The organism is Rhodospirillaceae bacterium (assembly GCA_028819475.1).
GTDB lineage: Bacteria > Pseudomonadota > Alphaproteobacteria > Bin65 > Bin65 > Bin65.
The window spans coordinates 16,302-38,966 of record JAPPLJ010000054.1 but is presented as its reverse complement, the minus strand read 5'-3'; the positions used below and the strand labels follow the sequence as shown (position 1 = coordinate 38,966).

Here is a 22,665-nt window from a genome sequence, read left to right as displayed (position 1 = left end):
GCACCCGTCCGGCGGCCGCCGGCGACCGGGGCGGCGGGGAGATCGAACGACGATGAACGGCGAACCCTATGTCAGCCCCTATGCCGGCCTCGACCAGGCCGGTCTGCTGCTGAAACGGGCGCAGACCCACGGCACGCGCCCCTTCCTGACCTGGGCGCCGTTCGACGGTGCGGCGAGGACCTGGACCTATGCCGCCTTTGCCGAAGATGCCGCCCGGCTGGCGCACGGGTTGGCGCGCCGCGGCGTGCGGCAGGGCGACCGGGTCATGATCAATCTGGAGAACGCGCCGGAATACCTGCTCGCCTGGCACGCGCTGGCGCGCATCGGCGCCGTCGCCGTCGCGACCAATGCCCGGGCCAGCGGCGAGGAACTGGCGTATTTCGCCGAACATGCCGGTGTCAGGGCCGCGATCACCCAGCCCGCTCTTGCGGCGCGGGTCCGGGACTTCTGCACCGGGCTCGACTGGCTCGCCGTCACTGCGCACGACGGCGGCGTCGAACCGCGCGAGGCCGACCGGCCGGCCAAAGAGGACCGGTTCGAGGCGCTGTACGGCGATGCCTCGAAAGCCCCCGCCCCGCCCGGCGACGGCGCCCTGCCGATGGCCGTCCACTACACCTCCGGCAGTACGGCACGGCCCAAGGGCGTCGTCTGGACCCACGACAACGTTCTGTGGGGCGGCCAGGTCTCGGCGAACCACGAGCGGCTTACGGAAGCCGACTGCCATCTGGTCACGCTGCCGCTGTTTCACGTCGTCTCCGGAATCTACTCGACCATGGCAAGCCTGTGGGCGGGGGCGGAGATCGTGTTGCAGCCGCGCTTTTCGGCCAGCCGGTTCTGGCCCGCGGCGGTCGAACACCGCTGCACCTGGGCCTCGCTGGTGCCGTTCTGCAGCCAGGCGCTGCGGCGCGAGCCGGTGCCGGAGCGGCACTGGTTCCGCAACTGGGGCCACGCCGTCCTCGATTCGTCCGTCGAAGCGCATTTCCGCGTCCCGCTCCTCGGCTGGTGGGGCATGACCGAGATCATCACCCAGGGCATTGTTGGCGATCCCGGCCTGCCCAAGCGCGACGGCGCCATCGGCCGCCCGGCGCCGGAATACCGGCTGGCGGTGCTGCGCGACGACGGCAGCCCGGTCGGACCGGGTGAGACCGGGGAGTTGCGTATTCGGGGGACGCCGGGCCTGTCCCTGTTCCGGGAATATCTCGACAATCCCGCGGCGACCGCAGAGTCGTTCGACGAGCGCGGCTATTTCATCACCGGCGACCTCGTGACGGTGCATGAGGACGGCCTGATCGGTTTTGCCGACCGCGCCAAGGACATGCTCAAGGTCGGCGGCGAGAATGTCAGCCCGGCCGAGCTCGAACGGGTCATCGCACAGGTCGACGGCGTCGGGGAGGTCGCGGTCGTCGGCAAGGCCGATGCGCTGCGCGACGAGGTGCCCGTGGCGTTCGTCATGCCAGAGAGCACGTCAGAGGGCGGGCCGGAGGGCGCGCCGGATCTGTCGGTGCTGATGTCCGCCATCGAGCGGCGCTGCCAGGCCGCGCTCGCCGATTTCAAGCAGCCGCGCGAGATCCGCTTCCTCCACGACCTGCCGCGCACCGGCGGCATCGCCAAGGTCTCGAAGCCCGAACTGCGCCGGATGATCGAAAGGGAAAGCGGCGGCTGAAGATGGATTCCTCCCCCTCTTCAGAGGATTTCTCTGCAAAACGCCGTGAGGCGGATCCGACAGGCAAGACAACGCGTCCCCCCTCCCCTTGGGGGAGGGGGGCAGGGGGAGGGGTATGCGGCCTCTGTTGCCGTGCCGGATTCGAACCTCGGTGCGGCGGCGGACGACCCCTCCCCTAGCCCCTCCCCCAAGGGGAGGGGGACTTGGTCAGTGTCCCTTTCCCAGAGGAATCCTCTGAAGAGGGGGAAGGAAGTTCGAAAACCGGATTGCGTGTGTTCCAGACCCCGATAGGGTCCAAACCGCTACGGCTTGGCGCAGTCCGGGAGCTTGTGACCGGCGGCCTCCCACGCCTCGACGGCGCCGGGATGGAACTTGACGCCGGCGTTGCACATGCCCATCCGCTTGTCGTCGACGACGCCAAACAGCTGGCCCCTTGCGAACGGCGCCTTGCGGAACATGTCGGGCAGCGTTTCGATCATCGCCGCGGTCAGCGCCCTGGCCAGGGCCTTCGGCATGTTCTTGTGAACAACGTCGCCGCCGGTGTTGGAAATCGACCGGAACATGTCGTCCTCGGAGATCACGTTCACGCCCGCGCCGTAGTGGGCGAGGTTCTTCTTCGGAAAGACCATCGCCACGTTGCCGGGCGCCCGGAGGAACTTCCGGAAGGCCGCGGACTCCATCTTGGCCTTCGGGATCGAGACCAGGTTGATCTTGCCCGCGGCGATATAGATCGGCAGATACGCCGCCGGATTGGTGCCCGGCCGCACGGCCGCGTCGACCGCGCCGTCGAGGAAGATCGAATCGGCCTGGCCCCAGGCGATCTGCTTGCCGGTATAGCCCTTGCCTTCGTTCATGCCGGTGGTCAGCCGGATCAGCGCGCGCGCCGTGTTCAGCGCACCGCCGCGCGGCGGGCCGTTGAAGATCGTCTTGCCCTTGAGCTTGTCCCAGCTATCGATGCCGGAAGCGGCAAAGGCGATCAGGTAATAGTGGGCGAGATGGTAGGGATAGAGCAGGCGGAGATTGCCGGCAATTTCCTTGCCCTTCTTCTTGCCCAGCCCGGCATAGGGGCCGAGCGCCCGGGCCATCAGGAACTGCAGGATGAACGGGCTGGCGGCGAGATCGGTCTTGCCCTGGGCGACCTGCAGGATCGACTTGGCCAACACCTTGCCGGCCTGGGCCTGGATGGTCGCGATCTTCCGTTTTGCCGCAACTTCGGCGAGATGCTTCGCCGCCATGTCGGTCGCGCCGCCGACCGAGCCGGATTCCATCGTCAGCGTCGGCGTCTGCGCCTGGGCGGAGGCGGCAAAACAGACCGCTGCACCGAAAAGGATCAAACGTTTCATGGGAGTCTCCTCGACTGCGTCAGTGATTCTATCGTCGTTGCAAATGCACGCTTGCGCCGGCCACGTTAGCACAGGCTGCGCGGTACCCAAGCACGCAATCCTGCGCGACGGACCGTTCCGCCCGACACGCCTTCTCTTCCGCCCTGCGCCGGACGGGGATACAATCTCGCCGCCGCCGCGTTTGCCGCTTCGGGCCCGGGTCGCCGCGACGCAGCAGTGCGGACCAAAAGGGAGGACCGGAAAATGACGGGACGGATCGTGACGGGACAATGTGCGGCGGCGGTCGCACTCGCGCTGGCGGCCGGCCTCGCTGCGCCGGCAAGTGCCGCGGAGTTCAGCCTGTCCTATTTCATGGGGCCGAAGCACCCGATGAACCGGGCGGTCTTCACGCCGTTCGCCCGGAAACTGGCCGAGGTGTCGGGCGGCAAGCTGACAGTCAAGCAGTATGCGGGCGGCGCGCTCAATTCCTCGCCGCCCAAGCAGTATTCGATCCTGCTCAAGGGCGTCGCCGACATCGCCTTCGCCCTGCCGGGCTACACCGGCAACCTCTTTCCGGCGACAAATACGGTAACGATTCCCGGCGTCTGCGCCGACGCGCTGGACTGCACCGAGGCGATGTGGCGGGCGATGCCGCTGATCGAGAAGGAATTCAAGGCGAAGCTGCTTGCGGTCTGGGCCAACGACCTGCCGGTGCTGCTGACCAAGAAGAAAGCCGTGCGGACGGTGGCCGACCTCAAGGGCATGAAGGTGCGGGTCACATCGAAACAGGACGTGCCCTTCATGGAGGCCCTGGGGGCGTCGGCTGTCAGCCAGCCGGTCACGGTGATCAACCGCAATCTCGCCAACGGCACGATCGACGGCATCGCCATCGATCCCTCGGCGGTCCGCTCGTTCAAACTGTGGGAACCGGCGAAATACATGACGATCGGCCTGCCGGGCTCGGGATCGGCCTTCGTCCTGATGATGAACCGGGGCGTCTACGGCAAGATGAGCGCGCAGGAGAAAGCCTGGGTCGATGAAGCCTCCGGTAAGTGGCTCTCGCTCTCCGGCGGTGGCGCCTACAAGAAGGCGGCACGGGCCGGAATTGCCTTCGCAAAGCAGAAAGGCGTCGAGATCATCACGCTTTCGGATGCCGAACGGGCCAGGGCCAACGCCGCAATCGCCGAGGCGATGGCGGCGTTCCGCGCCAGGAAGATGCGCGGCGGCAGGACCGGCGGCGAAGTCTATGACACGATGACCGGGAAGTAGGGCGCCATCTTCCGGACGGTCCTCAACAGGCTGGACCGCTTCGCCGGCGCTCTGGCCGTTATCGGCGGGGCGGCCGTCGTCTTCCTGGTCGGGCTGACGGTCGTCTCGGTCGTCTGGCGCTATATCCTGAACGATCCGCTGTTCGGCATTACCGACATTTCGCGCATGTCGCTGGCGGTGATCGTCATGGGCGCGCTGGCCTATGGCGGCCGGCAGGGCGGCTTCGTCCATGTCGATATCCTCGCCGCGGTCGGCGGACGCCGGGTGACCCGTTTCACCGACATAGCCGTGCGCCTGATCGGCATCGTCATCCTCGCGCTCGCGACATACGGACTGCGCGAGGAGGCGCGCTGCGGCTTCGAATGCGGCGAGTTCACCGACAATCTCGAGATCGTCCACACGCCGTTTTACTGGATGCTGACGATTGCGATGGCGACCTACGCGCTGATGCTGGTCTGCGAGCTCGCCATCGGCCTCATGGAATTCGACGCCGAGCGCGACCCGTTCGAACATGAGTGACGGTGAGTGACCGGGGATGAGCAATATCGAGATCGGCCTCGCCGGCTTCGCCGCACTGTTTGTCCTGCTGGGTCTGCGCATGCCGGTCGGCACGGCGATGCTGGCGGTCGGCGTCGCCGGCATCTGGTCGATCCATCCGCGTGGCGGCGAAGCGGCCGTCGCCACCCTGGGCGGCGAGATTTTCTCGGTCTCGACCATCTACTCGCTGACCATCCTGCCGCTGTTCATCCTGATGGGGAACCTGGCCGGCATCTCGGGCATGAGCCGCGACCTCTACGATGCGGCGCACGCTTGGTTCGGCCATCTGCGCGGCGGGCTGGCCTCGTCCACCATCGTCGGCTGCGCCGGCTTCTCGGCCCTGTCCGGCTCGTCGCTCGCCAGCGCCGTCACCATGGGCCGGGTCGCTTTGCCGGAAATGCGGCGCTACCGCTACGACAACGCGCTCGCCACGGGCTCGATCGCGGCGGGCGGCACGCTCGGCATCCTGATCCCGCCGTCGGCCGGCTTCGTGATCTACGCCATCCTGACCGAGGAGAGCATCGGCCGGCTGTTCATGGCCGGCGTGCTGCCGGGCATCCTGCTGTCCGGCCTGTTCATCCTGGCGATCTGGATGCTGGTCCGGCTGAAGCCGGAGATCGCGCCGGCCTCCGCGCGGGCGCTGCCGCTCGCCGAGCGGCTCGGCGCGATCCGGCGGGCGGCCTGGATCATCGGCATCGTCGGCGTGACCATCGGCGGCATCTACGGCGGCGCCTTCGACGCGGTCGAGGCCGCGGCCGTTGGCGCTTTCCTGTGTTTCCTCGTCTGCATCCTGCGCGGCACGGTGCAGTGGACGGAAATGAAGGAAGCCATCGCCCACACCCTGCGCTCGACCGCGACGACCTTCTACATCCTGATGGGCGCGTTCGTGTTCACGCCCTTCGTGGCGCTTTCCGGCATCCCGTCGGCGCTGGCGGACTGGCTCGGCGCCCTGAACGCCGACCCGTACCTGATCCTCATCCTGTGCCTCGGCTTCTTCATTCTGCTCGGCACCTTCCTCGAAGGCTTCGCGATCCTGATTCTCGCCCTGCCGCTGGTCCAGCCGATCATGGAGGGCTACGGCTTCGACATGGTCTGGTTCGGCGTGATGATGGTGATCGTGCTGGAAATGGGGCTGATCAGCCCGCCGGTCGGCATCAACGTGTTCGTCGTCAAGGGCATCGCGCCGGACGTGCCGATGAACACGATCTTCCGCGGCATCTGGCCCTTCTGGTTCGCCATGATGCTGGTGATCGCCCTGCTCCTGCTGGCGCCGGACATCGCGCTCTTCCTGCCCAACACGATGTTCGGTTGAGCATCCTCTTTTGGCGTCGATTGAAATTCCGATCAGTATAATGGAATTGTACACACCGGCAGGAATCCATCTTAGCGGCCGTCGCATCGCGAATCGAAATTGTAAACCTGCGGGCCGCTGGTAGACTGCTCTCCGCTACAGGGCTGCGCGGTCGACCGGCCGTCTCCCGTTCGGACGGTTGCAGGGAGATACCGGAATGCGTACTGCAACAATTCTGCTTCTTGGCCTGACGTCCATATTCCTGCCGGCGATGGCCGGCGCGCCGCCGGCGGCGGCGCAAACCTTCAGCTCGGCGGTCGCAGCATACGAACGCGGCGACTACGCCGCGGCCTATCGGGGATATCGGCGTCTCGCCGAGCGGGGACATGCCCGAGCGCAGGTCAACCTCGGAGACATGTACCGCGAGGGAAAGGGCGTGCCGCGGGACTACGCCGAAGCTGTCCGTTGGTTCCGCCGCGCCGCGAAGCAGGGAAGTGCGTTGGCTCAGGCTAATCTCGGGACCATGTACCTGATAGGCCAAGGCGTACCGAGGAACGACGCCGAAGCCGTCCGTTGGTTCCGCCGCGCCGCGAAGCAGGGAAGTGCGTTGGCTCAGGCCAAACTCGGAAACATGTACTTGTACGGCCGGGGCGTCCAGCGGGACGACGCCGAAGGCGTCCGGTGGTATCGCCGCGCTGCGGAGCAGCGATATGCCAAGGCTCAGTACACACTCGGCCTCTTGTACGTAAAGGGCCAGGGCGTCCCGCGGGATGACGCCGAAGCCGTCAGGTGGACCCGCCGCGCCGCAGAGCGGGGACTCGCAGCAGCTCAACACGATCTCGGGATCAGGTACGCGAAGGGCCGGGGCGTCCCGCGGGACGCTGCCGAATCCGTCCGGTGGACCCGCCGCGCTGCGGGGCAGGGATATGCCAAGGCCCAGTACAGTCTAGCGCTCATGTACGCGACTGGCCGGGGTGTCCCGCGAGATAGCGGCGAAGCAGCCCGGTGGATTATCCGCGCCGCCAGGGGAGGGAATCCCAATGCCCTGCTCTATCTGGGGCATTATTCCGAGAAGAGGAAGAAGCCAAGTCTGGTTCAAGCCTACGCATTCTATAGCCTCGCGGCATCGGGCCCGGACGCGAAAGTACGCGGCAAGGCGGCGGCGAATATGCGCCGCGTCGGGCAACGCATGACACCGGGCGCAATTGCCCGGGCACGCCGGCTGGCGCTGGCATGGCGGACCAAGAATCTGAAGGCCCGTCCGGCCGCCGCGCTGCCCCGAAAGCAGCAAGCCCGGCCGGCGCCGCAGCGCCAGCCGGTGTCGAGCGCTCCCGGACGGGAGGAGAGCGAGGACGCCCCCGAGAGTTTTGGTGGCGACAGGTGACGCAGCCCGGCATGCCCGCTCATTTCGCTAAAGCAGGGGGCCGGCGCGGCCGGCAATTGCAGGGAGATGCCGGGACGCGGGCTGCAACGCTTCGACTGCTTGGCCTGGTGGCCTTGTTCTTGGTGGCAATCGCTGGCGCGGCGGCGTCGCAGACCCTGGACGAGGCGGTCGCAGCATACAAGCGCGGCGACCACGGCGCGGCCTTTCGGGGATTTCGGAGTCTTGCCGAGCGGGGAAATGCTAAGGCCCAGGCCGCTCTTGGGGTCATATACGCCAGGGGCCAGGGCGTCCCGCAGGATGATGTCGAAGCCGTCCGGTGGTATCGCCGCGCTGCCGAACGGGGACTTGCCGGTGCTCAGCTCAATCTCGGGTTCATGTACGCGAAGGGCCGGGGTGTCCCGCGGGACGATGCCGAAGCCGTCGGGTGGTTTCACCACGCCGCCGAGCAGGGAAATGCCGAGGCCCAGGCCAGTCTCGGGCTTATGTACGAGAACGGCCGGGGCGTACCGCGGGACCCGATTCTGGCGTACAAATGGTACAGCGTCGCGGCATCTGCCTTGAACGCGGCCGCCTTATTGAAGGCGGTGCTGGGCATGCGCCGCGTCGGGCGAGACATAACGCCGGGCGCGATTGCCCGGGCGCGGCGGCTGGCGTGGATGTGGCTGATACAGAAGCAGAAGGTCGGATCGGTGCCACCGCGCCTGCCGGCCATGCCCGGCACGCCGCCAGCGGCGCCGCAAATCCTCGCCGAGGCGACTGCGGCTTACAAACGCGGCGACTATGGCGCAGCTCATCGGGGTTTTCTGCGTCATGCCGAGCGGGGAAATGCCAAGGCCCAATACAAACTCGGGGTCATGTACGCAAAGGGTGAAGGCGTCCCGCGGGACGACGCCGGAGCCGTCCGGTGGTTTCGCCGCGCCGCCGGGCAGAGAGACGCCGAGGCTCAGGCCGTTCTCGGTGCGATGTACGAGCAAGGCCGGGGTGTCCAGCAGAGCATCGCCGAAGCCGTCCGATGGTATCGCCGCGCCGCCGGACGGGGATATGATGAGGCTAAGCTACGTCTCGGGCTTTTGCATGAGCGAGGACGGGGGGTCCCGCGAGACACGGTTCGGGCGTACAAGTGGTACTACAGCCTCGCGGCCTCCGCCTCGAACGTAACCGTACGCAGGGACGCGGTAGTGAACATGCGCCGCGTTGGGCGGCGCATGACACAGGGTGCAGTTGCCCGGGCGGAGCAGCTGGCGCGGGCGTGGCTGCTCCGGAAGGAGGAGGCCCGGGCGGCGCTGCCGCGCCTTCCGGCTTCAATCCCTCCCGGTCGCAAGGAGACAGGGGACGCTCCTGGGGACTTCGGCATCGACAGATGACACGGCCCGGCATGCCCCGCCCGTCCCAATAAAGCGGGCCGCGCCACCTCCGCCATGACGACGACCGACGACCGCTTCCCCGATCGTTTTGGGGCCATGCTCGGCGGCCCGATTTTGCCGATGCTGGTCAGGCTGTCGGCGCCGAACGTGGCGACCGCCTTTGCGTTTGTCGCCATGTGGGTGACCGACGCCTGGTTCATCGGCCGGCTCGGCATCCTGCCGCTGGCATCGGTCGCCCTAGTCTTCCCCGTCCATACGATGATGCAAATGATGTCGGCCGGCGCCATGGGCGGCGCGGTCTCCTCGGCGATCGCGCGGGCGCTCGGCGCCGGCGACCGGGACCGGGCCGACGCCCTGGTGCGCCACAGCGCGGTTATCGCCGCGGTCATGGCGCTGCTCTACTTGCTGGTCTTCGGCCTGCTCGCCCGGCCGGTCTTCGCGGCGCTCGGCGGCACCGGCGCCGTGCTGGACGGCGCCGTCGACTACGCCGTCATCATCTTCGCCGGCGGCATTACCATGTGGGTCGCCAACCTGTTTGCCGCGGCGATCCGCGGCACCGGCGACATGACCACGCCGGCGATATGGTTTTGCGCCGGGGCGCTGCTCCATGCCGTGCTGTGCGGCGGGCTCACGCTCGGCTGGGGGCCGCTGCCGCAGCTCGGCCTGGTCGGGCCGGCGGTTTCCGTCACCGCAGCCCACGGCCTGATCGCGCTGATGCTCGGCCTGAACCTCCTGCGCGGCGCCAGCGGTGTGCGGCTTCGCGTCTGGGGAAAGCTGACCGGCGAGATGTTCCGCGACATCCTGAAGGTCGGCCTGCTCGGCTGCGGCAACTCCGTCGTGAATATCGGTACGGTCCTGATCGTCACCCGGCTGGTCGCGGAGCTCGGCGCCGAAGCGCTGGCGGGCTACGGCCTGGGCAGCCGGCTCGAGCTGCTGATCGTCCCGCTCGCCTTCGGCATCGGCGGCACCCTCACCACCTCGGTCGGCGCCAACTTCGGCGCGCGGCAGTTCGGCCGGGCGCGCCGCATCGCATGGACCGGCGCCGTGATCGCCGGCGGGGTGACGGGCGCGATCGGCCTCGCTGCGGCGCTGTGGCCGGCGCTGTGGCTCGACCGGTTCACCGCCGACGCCGCGGCCTACACCTTCGGCGCGCAGTATCTGCACATCGCCGGGCCGTTCTACGGCTTCTTCGGCCTCGGCATGGCGCTCTATTTCGCCGCCCAGGGCACGGGCAACATGGTGCTGCCGGTGACCGCCGGCGCGATCCGGCTGGCCGTGGCGGGCGGCGGCGGCGCCATCGCCGTGCTGTGGTTGGGCGGCGGGCCGGCTTCGCTCTACGCCTGCGTCGCGGCCGGCCTGTTCTGCTTCGGCGCCCTGGTCGCCGCCTCCCTGTTCGGCCGGATCTGGAACCCGCGGGACGGCGGGCAGGGATAGCGGCCCGGCCGAACGCCGGGGCCATTGACGCCCGCGGCGGCAAAACCGATATTCGGGTAAGTACTTAAGTAAGTAAGTCAGTACTATTAAAGGGACCGGTTATGTCGGCGACACGGGACCGTCTGGTGCGCGAGGCGGCGGCGCGGGGCAAATATGCGCCGCTCTACCGTCATCTCCTTGCGATGGCCGGGCCGGACTGGCGCACGAGCTTCGCGGAAGTCGAGGCCGTGCTGGGTTTCCGCCTGCCCGATTCGGCGCGCCTGCACCGGCCCTGGTGGGCCAATTCGGCCAAGGGCAACGGCCACAGCCACGCGCTCGCCTGGCAGGCCGCCGGCTGGAAGACGGGAGAGGTCGATCTCGACGCCGAAACCCTGATGTTCGCCCGCGAGGACGAACCGGCAGAACGGCCGGCCGAAGCGGAGCGCAAGAAGAAGTTCGATATCGACCGGGACTGGCCGGTCATACGCGGCGGTTCCTGGCCGCCGGGATTCACGGTCAGCCGGGAGCAGATCTACGACGAGTTCGGGCGCCTGACCGGCGGCCCGCAGGACGATATCGCGGACGATCGCTAAGGCGCGATGTTCTTCGATACCAATGTGCTGGTTCGATCCCGTTTCGAAGCCGCTCCAGGTAACGCCGTCGCCCGTCACTGGATGAAGGAAACGAGCGACAGCGGCGAAACGTTTCGCATAAGCCGGCAGATCGTTAGGGAATACCTGGCCACGGTAACCCGTCCGCAATCCTGGTCGGCGGCGGTACCGATGGAATCGGCGCTGGCGCAGGTCGCCGAACTTGAAGCGAAATTCGAGATTCTGGAGGACGGGCCGCGGGTTGCGGAAAGGCTGGCCATGCTGTGCCGCGAGGTGCCGCTGGGCGGCAGGCAGATTCACGACGCCAACATCGTCGCCACGATGCTGGCCCATGGCGAGCGCCGGCTGCTGACCTTCAACGCCGCCGATTTCCGCCGCTACGGCGAACGGATCGAGATGGTGGATATGGGGATGGCAATATGACCGGACCGAGTGCGCCGGCCGCGGCGCTCGAAGCAAAGCAAAGAGTGGAACTGGGCCTCGAAGCGCTGCGAAGAGGACTCGGTCCCTATGTCGCCACGCGCATGGAGCGCCGCTACGGCCAGCACTGGCGCAGCTTTGCCAAGCGCGCACGGGGCGGCGACCCCGACGAGAGCCTCGACGCCTATGCGCTTCTAGGCACCGTGATCGACCGCTGGAGCGAAATCTTCAAGGACGATGCGAAGCTGAGGCGAGCCCGAAGCTTTGTGTCGCTCGCAATGGACGCCCGCAACCGCGTGGCGCATTTTTCCGGAGAGATGTCCGGCCGGGAGGCGCTGCGGTATCTCGACGCCATGCGGGAGGTATCGGCCGCCGTCGGCGCCGTCCGGCACGCCGATGTCATCGAGCAAATCTATGAAGACCAGCGCAGGGCGGACAACACGAAAACCGGCCCCCCTCCTGTGGCACCGGCCTCCGGGGAAGCTGTCGGCGAGCGGAGAGAGGCCGGACGGATGCATGGACCACCCGCCGGCGCCGTCTCACGCGCTTCGTTTCGCAGCCGGAGCGCGATCGGCAAATACGAGCCGCTTTTTCACCACCTGACCGCTCTTGAAGTGGCCGAATGGCACGCTTCATTCCGTGAAATCGAAGCCGTGCTGGGCTTTGCATTGCCGGCTTCGGCCCGCCGCCACCCCGCCTGGTGGAGCAACCAGAAAAGCGGCGCCGGCCCGATACAAAGCCGCGCATGGCAAGAGGCAGGGTGGCGAACCGGAAGCCTAAACCTGGCTGTAGAAACGATTGTGTTCGAACGCGCCTGGAGCGCACAGGGCGACGGTCAGCCGAACAGGTCGGCATGAGTGCCGGTCCGAATCAGTACAAGACTGTCATCGTCGATGCGCCAAATCAGCAGCCAGTCCGGCTCGATGTGGCACTCCCAAGCCCGGAACCAATCGCCGGAGAGACGGTGCATCCTGTTCCGGGGAGCGAGCGGCTCTCCGGCCGACAGTCGCTCAACGACCTGCCAGAGTTTTTCGAGATTCTTGCCGCGTTTTTTGGCCAGCTTTAGGTCTCTCTCAAACCGCCGGGTCGTTTGCAGCCGCATGCATTAATCGTGCGCGGCCTTGAGGTCTTCAAGCGAGCCGTATTCGGTCAGATTCTCGCGTTCCTCGGCCTGCCGGAGCGCCTCACGGGATTCGGCATTCGGAATCTTCACCGCGAACGGCAGGCCATTTTGCAATGTGACCTGTTTGTAGAACAGCCGGATCGCTTCGGTTGCTGTCAGTCCCAGCATCGAGAACACGGCCTCGGCGTCATGTTTGAGTCCGGGTTCAACACGGGCGCGGATTGTGTCTGTCTTCGCCATCGACTTGCACCTCCATCCAATTTGTACCACAAATGGGGAGCAATACAAAGCAGCGACGCGCCGTATCAAACGGCGCCCTGCGGCGGGACGGATGCGAAGTCGAGGCAGCCAGCCTCTCGCCGGGGAAGGCTCGCCCGATTAGGCAACCGGACCGGTTAAGACGTCGGAGATCCCGGCCACGGGCAGCACCGTCACCGTCTCGTCGAGCTGGTACCGATCGGAGCCGGGATAGACGATCCACACGTGCTGCAAGGGCAGATCACGCAGCACGGCGCGAAGGCTCTTCGTCATCCTGGGCGCATCCTGGTATTTGAACTCCATTCCCCACAGCGCACCGTGCGCCTGCCACACCAGATCCAGCTCCGCGCCCGTATGGGTGCGCCAGAAGTAGGGGCGGGCCACATCCATCAGGCGGACTGCCTGCTCCATGGCGAAGCCCTCCCACGATGCGCCGAGCTTCGGGTGGGACTCCAACTGCAGGGGTGTCGCGATGGTGTGCAGTGCGTGAAACAGACCGCTGTCCCGGATGTACAGCTTGGGCGCCTTTACGAGTCGCTTGCCGACGTTCGCGTGCCACGGGGGCAGCAGGCGGATCATGAATGTTCCGCTCAGGATTTCGAGATAGCGACGAACCGTGTGATCGGAGACGCCAAATGACCGGCCGAGCTCGGAAAGATTGAGCGTCTGGCCGTGGTAGTGGCTCACCATTACCCAGAATCGGCGCAGGGTCTCGGCTGGAATGGAGATCCCGAGAGCGGGGATGTCGCGTTCCAGGTGGCTGCGGATGAAGTCTTCCCGCCAAAGACTGGAGGCCTTGTCGCCTTCGGACAGATAGCTTCGCGGGAACCCTCCCCGCAGCCACAGCTTGCGCCATTCGCTGACGCCGGTCTCGTCGACCGCCAAGGGGCCGAGGTCGTGGTACGCGACCCGTCCGGCGAGACTCTCGGAAACCTCCTTAACGAGATCCGGCGAGGCGCTGCCGAGCAGCAGGTATCGTGTGGCCGGTTGGCGATCAGCGAAGACGCGGAGTAACGGAAAGAGATCCGGTTTGCGCTGGACTTCGTCGATTACGACGGTGCCATTCAAACCTTCCAGGGCGGTTTGCGGCGCATCCAGCCGGGCCAGGCTCCTCGGGTCTTCGAGGTCGAAGAAATGCTCCGCCTCCAATGATCGGGCCAACGTCGTTTTGCCACACTGCCGGGGACCGAGGAGTGCCGTGATGGGCGAGCGGCGGAGCTTGGCTCGAACGGATCCCAGCTCCCTTGGGCGAGGCAGGTAACGCATGGAGATATGGTAGCATGCATACCTGAAAAATCGAATATTTTATTCGAATTTTCAGGTATGCATGCGCTCGGAGCAGAATAGCGGCCGGCTGCTGTGCCGTAGATCGACGACGACCTGATCCGGGTCAAATCCTCGCGTTCCGCGGCCTGCCGGGCGCGTCGCGGGTCTCGATATTGCGAAGATTCGCCGCGAACGGCGCGGCGCCTCAACCCCGCCTGCCCTCAATGCGCGATGTCCTTGCGGATTTCGTAGTGGTCGCCGCCGAAGTCGCCGAACATGCTCTTCACCTTCGGATGGCCGACCGGCTTGCCGCTGTCGTCGGGCACCAGATTCTGTTCCGAGACATAGGCCGTGTAGGTGGTCTCCGCATTCTCGGCGAGCAGGTGGTAGAAGGGCTGGTCCTTGCGCGGGCGGACCTCCTCGGGGATCGACTGCCACCATTCCTCGGTATTCGCGAACTCGGGATCGACATCGAAGATGACGCCGCGGAAAGGGTAGAGCCGGTGCCTGACGACCTGGCCGATGGCGAATTTGGCGATGATATGCATGGTTCCGGCCCGGTGCTGCGGCGCTGCCGCCGTTCTTCGCTCGATTACAACGATGGGGCGCGCCGCCGCCCGCCACGGCTCCACGCACTTTGCCACTGTGACCGGGCCATTGTGACCGGGAACGCCCGCGCGCGCAAACCCCGATACGTCGGATGCGAAAACGGCGGCCGGCGGACCGGGCGCCGGCGCAGGCCGAAAGGGGAAGCCCACGCTATAGCGCGTCGCGGATCTCCCAGAGTTCCGGAAAGAACTTGTGGCTGGTGACATTCTGCAGCCAGCCGACGCCGGCGGACCCGCCCGTTCCCGGCTTGAAGCCGATGATCTTGTGGACGGTGACGAAGTGACGCCAGCGATAGATGGAATAGGCTTCGTCCAAGCTTACCAGCGCCTCGGCCAGCCGGTATTCGGGGTTTTCCGCAGTCGGCGTCCGGTAGACCTCGAGCCATGCTTGCCGCACCGATTCGTCGGACGCGTATGGCTCGGTCCAGTCCCGGTCGAGCATGGACCGGTCGATTCCGTATCCCCGCCGCTGCAGGTACCTCAGAACCTCGTCGTAGAGACCGGGGCTTTCGAACGCCTCTTTGATTGCCGGCCAGACATGGGGGACGTTCCTGTGCGCGGCGGCCAGCCGGGCGTCCTTGTTGCCGAGAATGAACTCGACATGGCGGTACATGTAGGACAGCTGCCCCGAAGCCGTCGACAGATAGTCCCGGAACTGGTTGAAGCCTTCGGAGGTGATGGTTCCGAGCACGTTCCAGGAGTTCGCGATGTAATCGACATAGGCCTTGCAGCGCGACAGGATCTGGAGCGCGTTCGCGACGTTGTCCTGCCTCAGCTGTTCGCGCGCGTTGACCAGCTCCATGTGCAGCCCGCGGAACAGCAATTCCTTGCACTGCCCCATGATGTAGAAGCACATCTCGTCGTAGCCCTCGCTGCGCAGATGCTGCAGGGAGTGCATCAGGTCCAGCGACTGGTAGTCGATATAGGGATTTGACCGGCCTTCGTGTTCGATCCGCGGCGCGCCGCCGGTTTCTTCGACCGCCCTGGCCCTTTCCTCGTCGCTCGACCTTCCCATCGGCCGCGGTTCGATCGAACAGACCACGCCCTCCGGCTCGACGATTCTCGGGATGATGGGTTTGAAATCCGGCATGTTCAGCGCCCTTCCCCGACGAGGTCCAGAATGCTCTTTCCGAGTTCCGTGCCCGAGTCATACATGTCGTGCACCAGGTCGAAGTGCTTCCTGGACCGGCTCTCGAAGACGCGGACCGAGCGGGCCGGGCTCTGCAACCGTCTGCCGAACGCCAGGCTTTGCCGCTTGAACTCGGAGGTTTCGCGTTCTCCCCAGGTCACGACCGCGTCCGGGAACGCAGCCGGATCGAGAAGAAGCGGCGAGTTGAGGCACGCTTCCTCCACGGTCATGCCGACGGCGTCGTTGATGCTCGTTTGCACAAGCGGCTCCAGTTCGTAGACGCCCGATAGAAGAACCGCGCCGGCAATGCGCCGGTGGGTTCCCTGGGCGTCCCCGGGCGGCGCGCAGCAGCACATCGCGGCAAGATGCCCGCCGGCCGAGCTGCCCGCAACGAAGATTCGCCCGGCATCGATCCCCAGCCCGCCGGCGTGGCCGAACAGGGTCTCCAGCGCGGCGCGGCACTCCTGCACGATTTCGGACAGGCCGGCGTGCGGCGCAAGCGTGTAGTCGACGGCCGCGTAGGCGATGCCCCGCTCGCAAAACCTGTCGGCGCCGCAAAATGACTCGATTTTCGAAAGCTCCTGCCAGTAGCCGCCGTGAATGTACGCGACGAGCGGACAGTTCTTGCCGTCGTCGGGCAGGGCGATATCGATCGAGTTCGAGGGCCTGTCGCCGTAAGCCAGGGTCTCGACGCGCCTGCAGGCGGCGCGCGCCCTGTCGCTCCCGGCGCGATAGTCCCGGATGTAGGGTCTGTAGTCGCCACCGATAGCCGAGCTCGGCGAGTATTCCCGCTCAAGCTGCTCCGGGCTCATCGTGCGCCAGAGCGGCCGGTTATCGGAGACTGCCGCCATTTCCGGAAAGCGCGGGCCGGTCTAGAAGGCGGTATCGGCCATGGCCATGACCGGCTTCTTGCCGGCCTGGATGGACATGCCGAGCGAGGCCGTCTCGGGCAGCACCTTCTTCATGTAGAAGCGGGCGACGTCCAGCTTGGCGGCGTGGAAGCCGGCCGGATCGTCCTCAGCCTTTTCCAGGGCGGCCTTCGCGATGCGCGCCCACATCCAGCCGACCGCGACCAGGCCGAAGAAGCGCAGATACTCGCTCGCCGCTGCTGCCGGCTCTTCCGGGTCGGCCAGCCCCTTCTGCGCCAGCAGCAGGGTGATCTGCTGAAGCTGGCCTAAGGCGGCCATCAGCGGCCGGCAGAACTCCTTCATCGCCGGGTCGGCCGAATTGGCGAACAGGAAGTCCTGCACCGGATGGAAGAAGCGGCGCAACAGCCGCCCGCCGCCCTCGGGCATCTTGCGGCCGATCAGGTCGAGCGCCTGGATGCCGTTGGTGCCCTCGTAGAGCTGGGTGATCCGGGCGTCGCGCACGAACTGCTCGATGCCATGCTCGTGGATATAGCCGTGGCCGCCATAGGTCTGGACGGCGAGGTTGGCGGCCTCGAAGCCGTGGTCGGTGAACATCGCCTTGACGACCGGCGTCAGCACCGCGACGAAATCCTCCGCCGCCTGCCGGACCGCCTCGTCCGCGTGGCGCTCGGCGATGTCGATCTGCATGCCGGTCCAATAGGCCAGCGCCCGGGCGCCCTCGGTCATCGCGCGCTGCTTGAGCAGCATGCGGCGCACGTCCGGATGGACGAGGATCGGGTCGGCCGGCGCGTCGGGATATTTCGCGCCGGAGAGCGCCCGGCCCTGCGCCCGCTCCTTCGCGTAGGCGACGGCGTTCTGGTGGGCGACCTCGGCGAGGCCCAGGCCCTGCATGCCGACGCCGAGGCGCGCCGCGTTCATCATCGAGAACATGGCACGCATGCCCTTGTGCGGCTCGCCGACCAGCCAGCCGGCCGCCTCGTCGAAATTCATCACGCAGGTCGCGGAGGCGCGGATGCCCATCTTGTGCTCGATGGCGCCGCAGCGCACGCCGTTGCGGGCACCGGCCGTCCAGCCGTCGCCGTCCGGCTTCGGCAGGAACTTCGGCACGATGAACAGGCTGATGCCGCGGATGCCCGGCGGCGCATCGGGCAGGCGAGCGAGGACCAGGTGGACGATATTGTCGGTCAGGTCGTGCTCGCCCGCCGAAATGAAGATCTTGGTGCCGGCGATGGCGTGGCTGCCGTCGTCCTGCGGCACGGCGCGGGTGCGGATCAGGCCGAGGTCGGTGCCGCACTGGGGCTCGGTCAGGCACATGGTGCCCGCCCATTCGCCGCGCGCCAGCTTCGGCAGGTAGAGGTCCTTGAGCCCGCCGTCGGCCCATTTCTCGATGGCGTTGTAGGCGCCGTGGCTGAGGCCCGGATACATGCCGAAGGCCATGTTCGCCGAGCAGATCATCTCCTCGATGGCGAAGCCGATCGACTTGGGCAGCCCCTGGCCGCCGTAGGCCGGATCGCAGGTCAGCCCCGTCCAGCCGCCTTCCGCATAGAGGTCGTAAGCCTCCCGGAAGCCCTTCGGCGTCCGCACGGCGCCGTTCTCATAGGTGCAGCCCTCGGCGTCGCCGGGCAGGTTGAGCGGCAGTAATTCGTTCTCGCAGAGTTTCGCCGCCTCCTCGAGAATCGCGTCGACCAGGTCGGCCGTCGCCTCATCGTAGCCGTCGAGGCCGGCGACATTCGCCTCGTAGCCGAGCACGTCGTTGAGCACGAAGCGCATGTCGTCGAGCGGGGCTTTGTAGACGGGCATGGATTTCGATCCCTTTCGCCGGCGCTCCGGCCTAGTTGCGCAGCGGCTTGCCGGTGTCGAGCATGTGCTCGATGCGGGCGAGCGTCGGCTCGGTTTTCAGCAGTTTCATGAAACTCTCGCGCTCCAGGGCGAAGAGCCGGTCTTCCGAGACGGTCTCGGTCACGTCGGTGGCGCCGCCGGTGAGCACCGTGGCGATCTCGCCGGCGACGGTGCGGTCGTGCGGCAGCGCCACGCCCTGCAGCGCGAATCCCTCGACCGCCAGATCGAGCGCCGCCCTGCCGTTCGGGCCCGGCAGGTTGAGCTCGGCCGGCTCGGGTTTCTCGTATCCGTCCAATAAAGACAGGGCTTTCTGTTTAGCCTCGTAGAGCAGCCGGTCCCGGTTCATGGTGATGCCGTCGCCGGCGCGCAGGATATGCATGTCGCGCGCCTCCTGCGCCGACTTGGCGACCGCGGCCATCGAGATCTGCTCGAAGGCTTTGGCAACCGGCGGCAGCGGCCCGTTCGGACGCTTTTCGTCCTGCGTGTGGCGGACCAGCATTTCCTTGCACCCGCCCCAGCCCGGCAGCACGCCGACGCCGGCCTCGACCAGGCCGGCATAGGTCTCGGCATGGGCCTGCACCGCGGCGGCGTGGAGCAGCAGTTCGCAGCCGCCGCCCAGCGCCATGCCCGAGGGCGCGGCGACGACCGGGAAGGCAGCGTATTTCATCGCCTTCATCGCCTTCTGGCCGTTTTCCAGCATGCCTTCGATCATCGGCCAGACGCCGACATTGGCTGCGAACAGCGCAAGGCCGAGATTGGCGCCGACCGAAAAATTGCTCCCCTCGTTGTAGAGCACGAGGGCCTTGAATTCCTTCTCCACGATTTTCAGGGATTTCTGAAGCAACGTCACGACATCGGGGTCCAGCGCGTTCATCCGTGTGTGGACCTCGAAACAGGCCACACCGTCGCCGATATCCCACAGGCTCGCCGACGCGTTGCGCTCCAGCGGTTCGCCCGCGCGCTTGACGTCTTCCAGCAGCAGCACGCCTTCCGGCCGTTCGACCGGGCGGTAGCCGCCGTCCGCGCCGAAGACCTGCAGGCGTCCGTCTTCGACGCGGTAGAAGGTTCCGGCGCCGACCTTTTCGAGCAGCGCCGGCACCGCCCGGCCTTCGCTGCGCAGCCGCTCGGCGACGTAGGCCGGGCCGAGCCGGTCGGCCAGTTCGAACGGGCCCCGCTTCCAGGCATAGCCCAGACGCATGGCGGCATCGACGTCGGCGGCCGACTCCGCGATTTCCGGCACCAGGGCGGCGCTGTAGCCGATGACGTTGGAGAGCACCCGCCAGGCCCATTCACCGCCGGGGTCCGGATGGTCGACCAGGGCGCGCAGGTCCTTCGACCCGGCCCGCGCGCTCTCCAGTTCCGACCGGCGCGACGGCGCATAGTCGCCGGTCGCCAGGTCGATCGACTCTTTAACCTTACCGCCGCCCTCCCGGTTGAGCCGGTAGAAGCCGCCCTTGCCCTTGCGCCCGGTGTAGCCGTCATCGATCATCCGGCGGACCAGGGCATGGTCGCGGAAGTCCCGGACATAGGGATCGTCCGGCGGCAGGCTCTCGATCATGCTGGCGGCGACCCGGGGGATCAGGTCGATGCCGACCAGGTCCAGAAGGCCGAAAACGCCGGTCCTGGGCACGCCCATCGGACGGCCGCCGACGGCGTCGGCTTCTTCCACCGTCAGCCCGAGATCCATCGCGCCGTTGATTGCGCTCTGAATCCAGTAGCCGCCGATCCGGTTGGCGATGAAGCCCGGCGTGTCGTTGCAGGCGATGACCGTCTTGCCGAGCCGGACATCGCAGAACCGGCTGACCGCAGCGACGACCGCCGGATCGGTCCGCGGGCCCGAGACGGTCTCCAGCAGGCGCAGATAGCGCGGCGGGTTGAAGAAATGGGTGATGAAGAAGCCAGCCGCAAAGCCGTCGTCCATGCCGTCGAGCAGCCGGGCGAGCGGGATGGTCGACGTGTTCGATGTGACGGCTGCGCCGGACTTTATCGATAAGTTTATTTTATTGTATACGGTATACTTTACGGCCAAATCTTCTAGAACGGCCTCGACGACCCAGTCGCAGTCGGCCAACTTGCCGAGATCGTCCTCCAGGTTGGCCGGCACGATCAGTTTCGCATTGCGCGGATGCATGAAGGGCGCCGGGTCCTGTTTCAGCAGGCGCGCGACCGCGCCCTCGGACAGCGCGTTCCGGTTCTCCGCCCCGTTGGGCACGATATCCATCAGGACGACCGGCACGCCGGCGTTGGCGACCTGGGCGGCAATGCCGCTGCCCATCACGCCCGATCCGATCACGGCGACTTTCTTTATGTCCATTGCGAAATTCCTTCTCGCCGGGCGGGGCGTTGCCCGCCCGCCCTTTCGGGGCTACCGACGGTGAAGAAGGGCCGTAGGGGAGGGTTTGAAACCCTCCCCTACGATGCCGGCGGCAATCATGGCAGTCCGACCGTTTCCCCACGTCGCCCGCATTACGCCGGTTTCCGTTGTCCCCATGCGCTGACTCACCCGGCCGCTTCGAGCACCGTGGCGATGCCCTGGCCGCCGCCGATGCACATGGCGGCGACGGCGTACCGGCCGCCCTCGCGCTTCAGGACCGAGGCCGCCTTGCCCGTGATCCGCGCGCCGGATGCGCCCAGCGGATGGCCGATCGCGATGGCGCCGCCGTCCCTGTTCACCCGGTCCGGGTCCAGGCCGAGCTCGTGGATGCAGGCGAGGGCCTGGGACGCGAACGCTTCATTCAGTTCGAACACGTCGATATCGGCAGCATTAAGTCCCGCCCGGTCCAGCGCCTTGCGCGTCGCCTCGACCGGCCCCATGCCCATGATCTCCGGCTCCAGCCCGGTCGTGGCGATCGCCCGGATGCGCGCCAGTTTGGACAGACCGTTCCGTTCGGCGTAATCCCCGGTGCAGATCAGCGTCGCCGCGGCGCCGTCGGTGAGCGGCGAGGAGGTGCCGGCGGTCACCGTGCCGTCCTTCAGGAAGGCCGGCTTGAGGCCGTCGAGCGCTTCGACCGAGGTGTCCGGCCGGATGCCGCCGTCCTCGCCCACCGTGCCGCCGGCCGGCGTTTCGACCGGCACGATCTCGTCGGCGAAGCGGCCCTCTTCGCGCGCCTGCGCCGCCTTGCGGTGGGAGGCGACGGCGAACTCCTGCTGCCGCTCCCGGGGCACCTGGTAGCGCTCGGCCACCGTCTCGGCGGTCTGGCCCATGGAATGGTAGGTCTCCGGCCAGCGCGCCATCAGGCCGGGGTTGGGCGCCGGGTTGAAGCCGCCCATCGGCACCCTTGTCATGCTCTCGACCCCGGCGGCGACATAGGCCTCGCCTGCGCCGGCGCTCAGCAGCCCGGCGGCGTTGTGGATCGCCTGCATTGAGGAGCCGCACCATTTGTTGACGGTCGTGCCCGCGGTCGTCACCGGCAGGCCGGCGAGGAACACGGCGTAGCGGCCCATGTTCATGCCCTGCTCGCCCTCCGGCATCGCGTTGCCGAGAATCACGTCCTCGATGTCGGCCGGATCGACGCCGCTCTCCTCGACCAGCGCCCGGATCGTTGCGGCGGCGAGCTCGTCCGGCCGGACCTTCGCGAGCGCGCCCTTGGTGGCGAAGTGGAAGGGCGAGCGCTTGTAGCCCGCGATTACGATGCTTCTTTCCATGGCTCCAGCCGTTCCCTTGCGGCGCCGGGCGGTCCGGCGGCCGGTGAATGATCCCCTTCGGGCAGGGCATCCCCGCCGAGCAGGGCGACGGTATCCCGGCAGGCGCGCTGCAGCACCGCCGGGTCCTTGGTGACTTCCATGAGCAGGATGGCGCCCTGGGCGCGGGCGATCGCGTCCTCGGCCAGCTCGCCGGCGCGGGCGGCGCCGTAGCGGCCTTCGAGCACGGCGGTGAGCGCCGCCTTCCAGTCGTCGAAATAGCGCTGCACCCGGTCGCGGAATTCGGGGATCGCGTCGCCGATTTCGAGGGCCAGCGAGCCCATCAGGCAGCCGCCCTCGCGCCCGGCGAAATAGCGCTCGACCGCGTCGGCGAGGTTGCGCAGCCGCTGCGGCGGCGGCACCGCCGGATCGCCCGCCAGGCGGAAGATCTTCTGGCGCGAGTCGGCGATCACCCGGTCGAGCGCCGCCGCCGCGATGTCCTGCTTGCCGGCGAAATAGTGATAGACGCTGCCCTTGAGCAGCCCGCAGGCCGCCGCGATCTCGGCCACCGAGGTGTGGTGATAGCCCCGGGTGCGGAACAGTTCCAGCGCCGCATCGATCACGGCATCGCGGTCGGTCTTTCGCGTGGGCATGGGTGTGGGCGTGGGTTGCAGGGAC

At 67.1% G+C, this 22,665-nt stretch carries 21 protein-coding genes and 1 pseudogene; 11 read left to right on the top strand and 11 right to left on the bottom strand.

The window, feature by feature from the left end:
• The first annotated feature begins 52 nt into the window (after window positions 1-52).
• Window positions 53-1,663, top strand: a complete 1,611-nt coding sequence (locus tag OXM58_17110) for an AMP-binding protein (GenBank protein ID MDE0150084.1) — start codon at window positions 53-55, stop codon at window positions 1,661-1,663.
• Between the two features lie 302 nt (window positions 1,664-1,965).
• Here the strand turns inward: OXM58_17110 and OXM58_17105 are convergent, their stop codons facing one another.
• The gene (locus OXM58_17105; GenBank protein MDE0150083.1) at window positions 1,966-3,006 is read right to left on the bottom strand and encodes a hypothetical protein; all 1,041 of its coding nucleotides are present in this window, start codon (window positions 3,004-3,006) and stop codon (window positions 1,966-1,968) included.
• A gap of 243 nt (window positions 3,007-3,249) precedes the next feature.
• On the opposite strand from OXM58_17105, the gene OXM58_17100 reads away from it, so the two are divergent.
• From OXM58_17100 to OXM58_17055, 10 genes and pseudogenes are all read left to right on the top strand, one after another.
• Entirely contained in the window at window positions 3,250-4,254 is a 1,005-nt protein-coding gene (locus OXM58_17100) for a TRAP transporter substrate-binding protein (protein ID MDE0150082.1), read from the top strand.
• A 93-nt stretch (window positions 4,255-4,347) separates the two neighbouring features.
• On the top strand, window positions 4,348-4,773 hold the full coding sequence (locus tag OXM58_17095) for a TRAP transporter small permease (protein ID MDE0150081.1): 426 nt from the start codon (window positions 4,348-4,350) through the stop codon (window positions 4,771-4,773).
• 16 nt (window positions 4,774-4,789) lie between these two features.
• Window positions 4,790-6,103 carry a TRAP transporter large permease gene (locus OXM58_17090; protein ID MDE0150080.1) on the top strand — a complete coding sequence of 438 codons (1,314 nt, stop codon included), beginning with the start codon at window positions 4,790-4,792 and terminating at the stop codon, window positions 6,101-6,103.
• A gap of 250 nt (window positions 6,104-6,353) precedes the next feature.
• A pseudogene (locus OXM58_17085) lies at window positions 6,354-6,674 on the top strand (tetratricopeptide repeat protein).
• A gap of 15 nt (window positions 6,675-6,689) precedes the next feature.
• Window positions 6,690-7,466 carry a tetratricopeptide repeat protein gene (locus tag OXM58_17080; protein ID MDE0150079.1) on the top strand — a complete coding sequence of 259 codons (777 nt, stop codon included), beginning with the start codon at window positions 6,690-6,692 and terminating at the stop codon, window positions 7,464-7,466.
• 107 nt (window positions 7,467-7,573) lie between these two features.
• A complete protein-coding gene (locus OXM58_17075; GenBank protein MDE0150078.1) occupies window positions 7,574-8,830 on the top strand; it encodes a hypothetical protein in 1,257 nt (418 codons plus the stop codon).
• 54 nt (window positions 8,831-8,884) lie between these two features.
• Window positions 8,885-10,264, top strand: coding sequence for an MATE family efflux transporter (locus tag OXM58_17070; protein ID MDE0150077.1), 1,380 nt, complete (start codon window positions 8,885-8,887; stop codon window positions 10,262-10,264).
• 101 nt (window positions 10,265-10,365) lie between these two features.
• Window positions 10,366-10,836, top strand: a complete 471-nt coding sequence (locus OXM58_17065) for a hypothetical protein (GenBank protein MDE0150076.1) — start codon at window positions 10,366-10,368, stop codon at window positions 10,834-10,836.
• 6 nt (window positions 10,837-10,842) lie between these two features.
• Window positions 10,843-11,277: a PIN domain-containing protein gene (locus OXM58_17060; protein ID MDE0150075.1), complete on the top strand. Its 435-nt coding sequence runs from the start codon at window positions 10,843-10,845 to the stop codon at window positions 11,275-11,277.
• Window positions 11,274-12,131: a Swt1 family HEPN domain-containing protein gene (locus OXM58_17055; GenBank protein ID MDE0150074.1), complete on the top strand. Its 858-nt coding sequence runs from the start codon at window positions 11,274-11,276 to the stop codon at window positions 12,129-12,131. The genes OXM58_17060 and OXM58_17055 overlap by 4 nt, the downstream gene beginning before the upstream one ends.
• Here the strand turns inward: OXM58_17055 and OXM58_17050 are convergent.
• From OXM58_17050 to OXM58_17005, 10 genes are all read right to left on the bottom strand, one after another.
• On the bottom strand, window positions 12,110-12,376 hold the full coding sequence (locus OXM58_17050; protein ID MDE0150073.1) for a type II toxin-antitoxin system YafQ family toxin: 267 nt from the start codon (window positions 12,374-12,376) through the stop codon (window positions 12,110-12,112). The two genes, OXM58_17055 and OXM58_17050, sit on opposite strands and share 22 nt — an antisense overlap.
• A 3-nt stretch (window positions 12,377-12,379) precedes the next feature.
• The gene (locus tag OXM58_17045) at window positions 12,380-12,637 is read right to left on the bottom strand and encodes a type II toxin-antitoxin system RelB/DinJ family antitoxin (protein ID MDE0150072.1); all 258 of its coding nucleotides are present in this window, start codon (window positions 12,635-12,637) and stop codon (window positions 12,380-12,382) included.
• A gap of 138 nt (window positions 12,638-12,775) precedes the next feature.
• Window positions 12,776-13,921, bottom strand: coding sequence for an ATP-binding protein (locus tag OXM58_17040; protein ID MDE0150071.1), 1,146 nt, complete (start codon window positions 13,919-13,921; stop codon window positions 12,776-12,778).
• Between the two features lie 221 nt (window positions 13,922-14,142).
• On the bottom strand, window positions 14,143-14,469 hold the full coding sequence (hspQ, locus tag OXM58_17035; GenBank protein MDE0150070.1) for a heat shock protein HspQ: 327 nt from the start codon (window positions 14,467-14,469) through the stop codon (window positions 14,143-14,145).
• Window positions 14,470-14,680: 211 nt separating this feature from the next.
• Window positions 14,681-15,619, bottom strand: coding sequence for a tryptophan 2,3-dioxygenase family protein (locus OXM58_17030; protein ID MDE0150069.1), 939 nt, complete (start codon window positions 15,617-15,619; stop codon window positions 14,681-14,683).
• A 2-nt stretch (window positions 15,620-15,621) separates the two neighbouring features.
• Entirely contained in the window at window positions 15,622-16,509 is an 888-nt protein-coding gene (locus tag OXM58_17025; protein ID MDE0150068.1) for an alpha/beta hydrolase, read from the bottom strand.
• A gap of 21 nt (window positions 16,510-16,530) precedes the next feature.
• Window positions 16,531-18,327, bottom strand: coding sequence for an acyl-CoA dehydrogenase C-terminal domain-containing protein (locus OXM58_17020; protein ID MDE0150067.1), 1,797 nt, complete (start codon window positions 18,325-18,327; stop codon window positions 16,531-16,533).
• Between the two features lie 31 nt (window positions 18,328-18,358).
• Complete coding sequence (locus OXM58_17015; protein MDE0150066.1) at window positions 18,359-20,680, bottom strand: 3-hydroxyacyl-CoA dehydrogenase NAD-binding domain-containing protein; 2,322 nt, start codon at window positions 20,678-20,680, stop codon at window positions 18,359-18,361.
• Window positions 20,681-20,865: 185 nt separating this feature from the next.
• Entirely contained in the window at window positions 20,866-22,011 is a 1,146-nt protein-coding gene (locus OXM58_17010; protein ID MDE0150065.1) for a thiolase family protein, read from the bottom strand.
• Window positions 21,993-22,640: a TetR/AcrR family transcriptional regulator gene (locus OXM58_17005; GenBank protein MDE0150064.1), complete on the bottom strand. Its 648-nt coding sequence runs from the start codon at window positions 22,638-22,640 to the stop codon at window positions 21,993-21,995. Before OXM58_17005 ends, OXM58_17010 begins: the two co-directional genes overlap by 19 nt.
• Window positions 22,641-22,665: the final 25 nt, after the last annotated feature.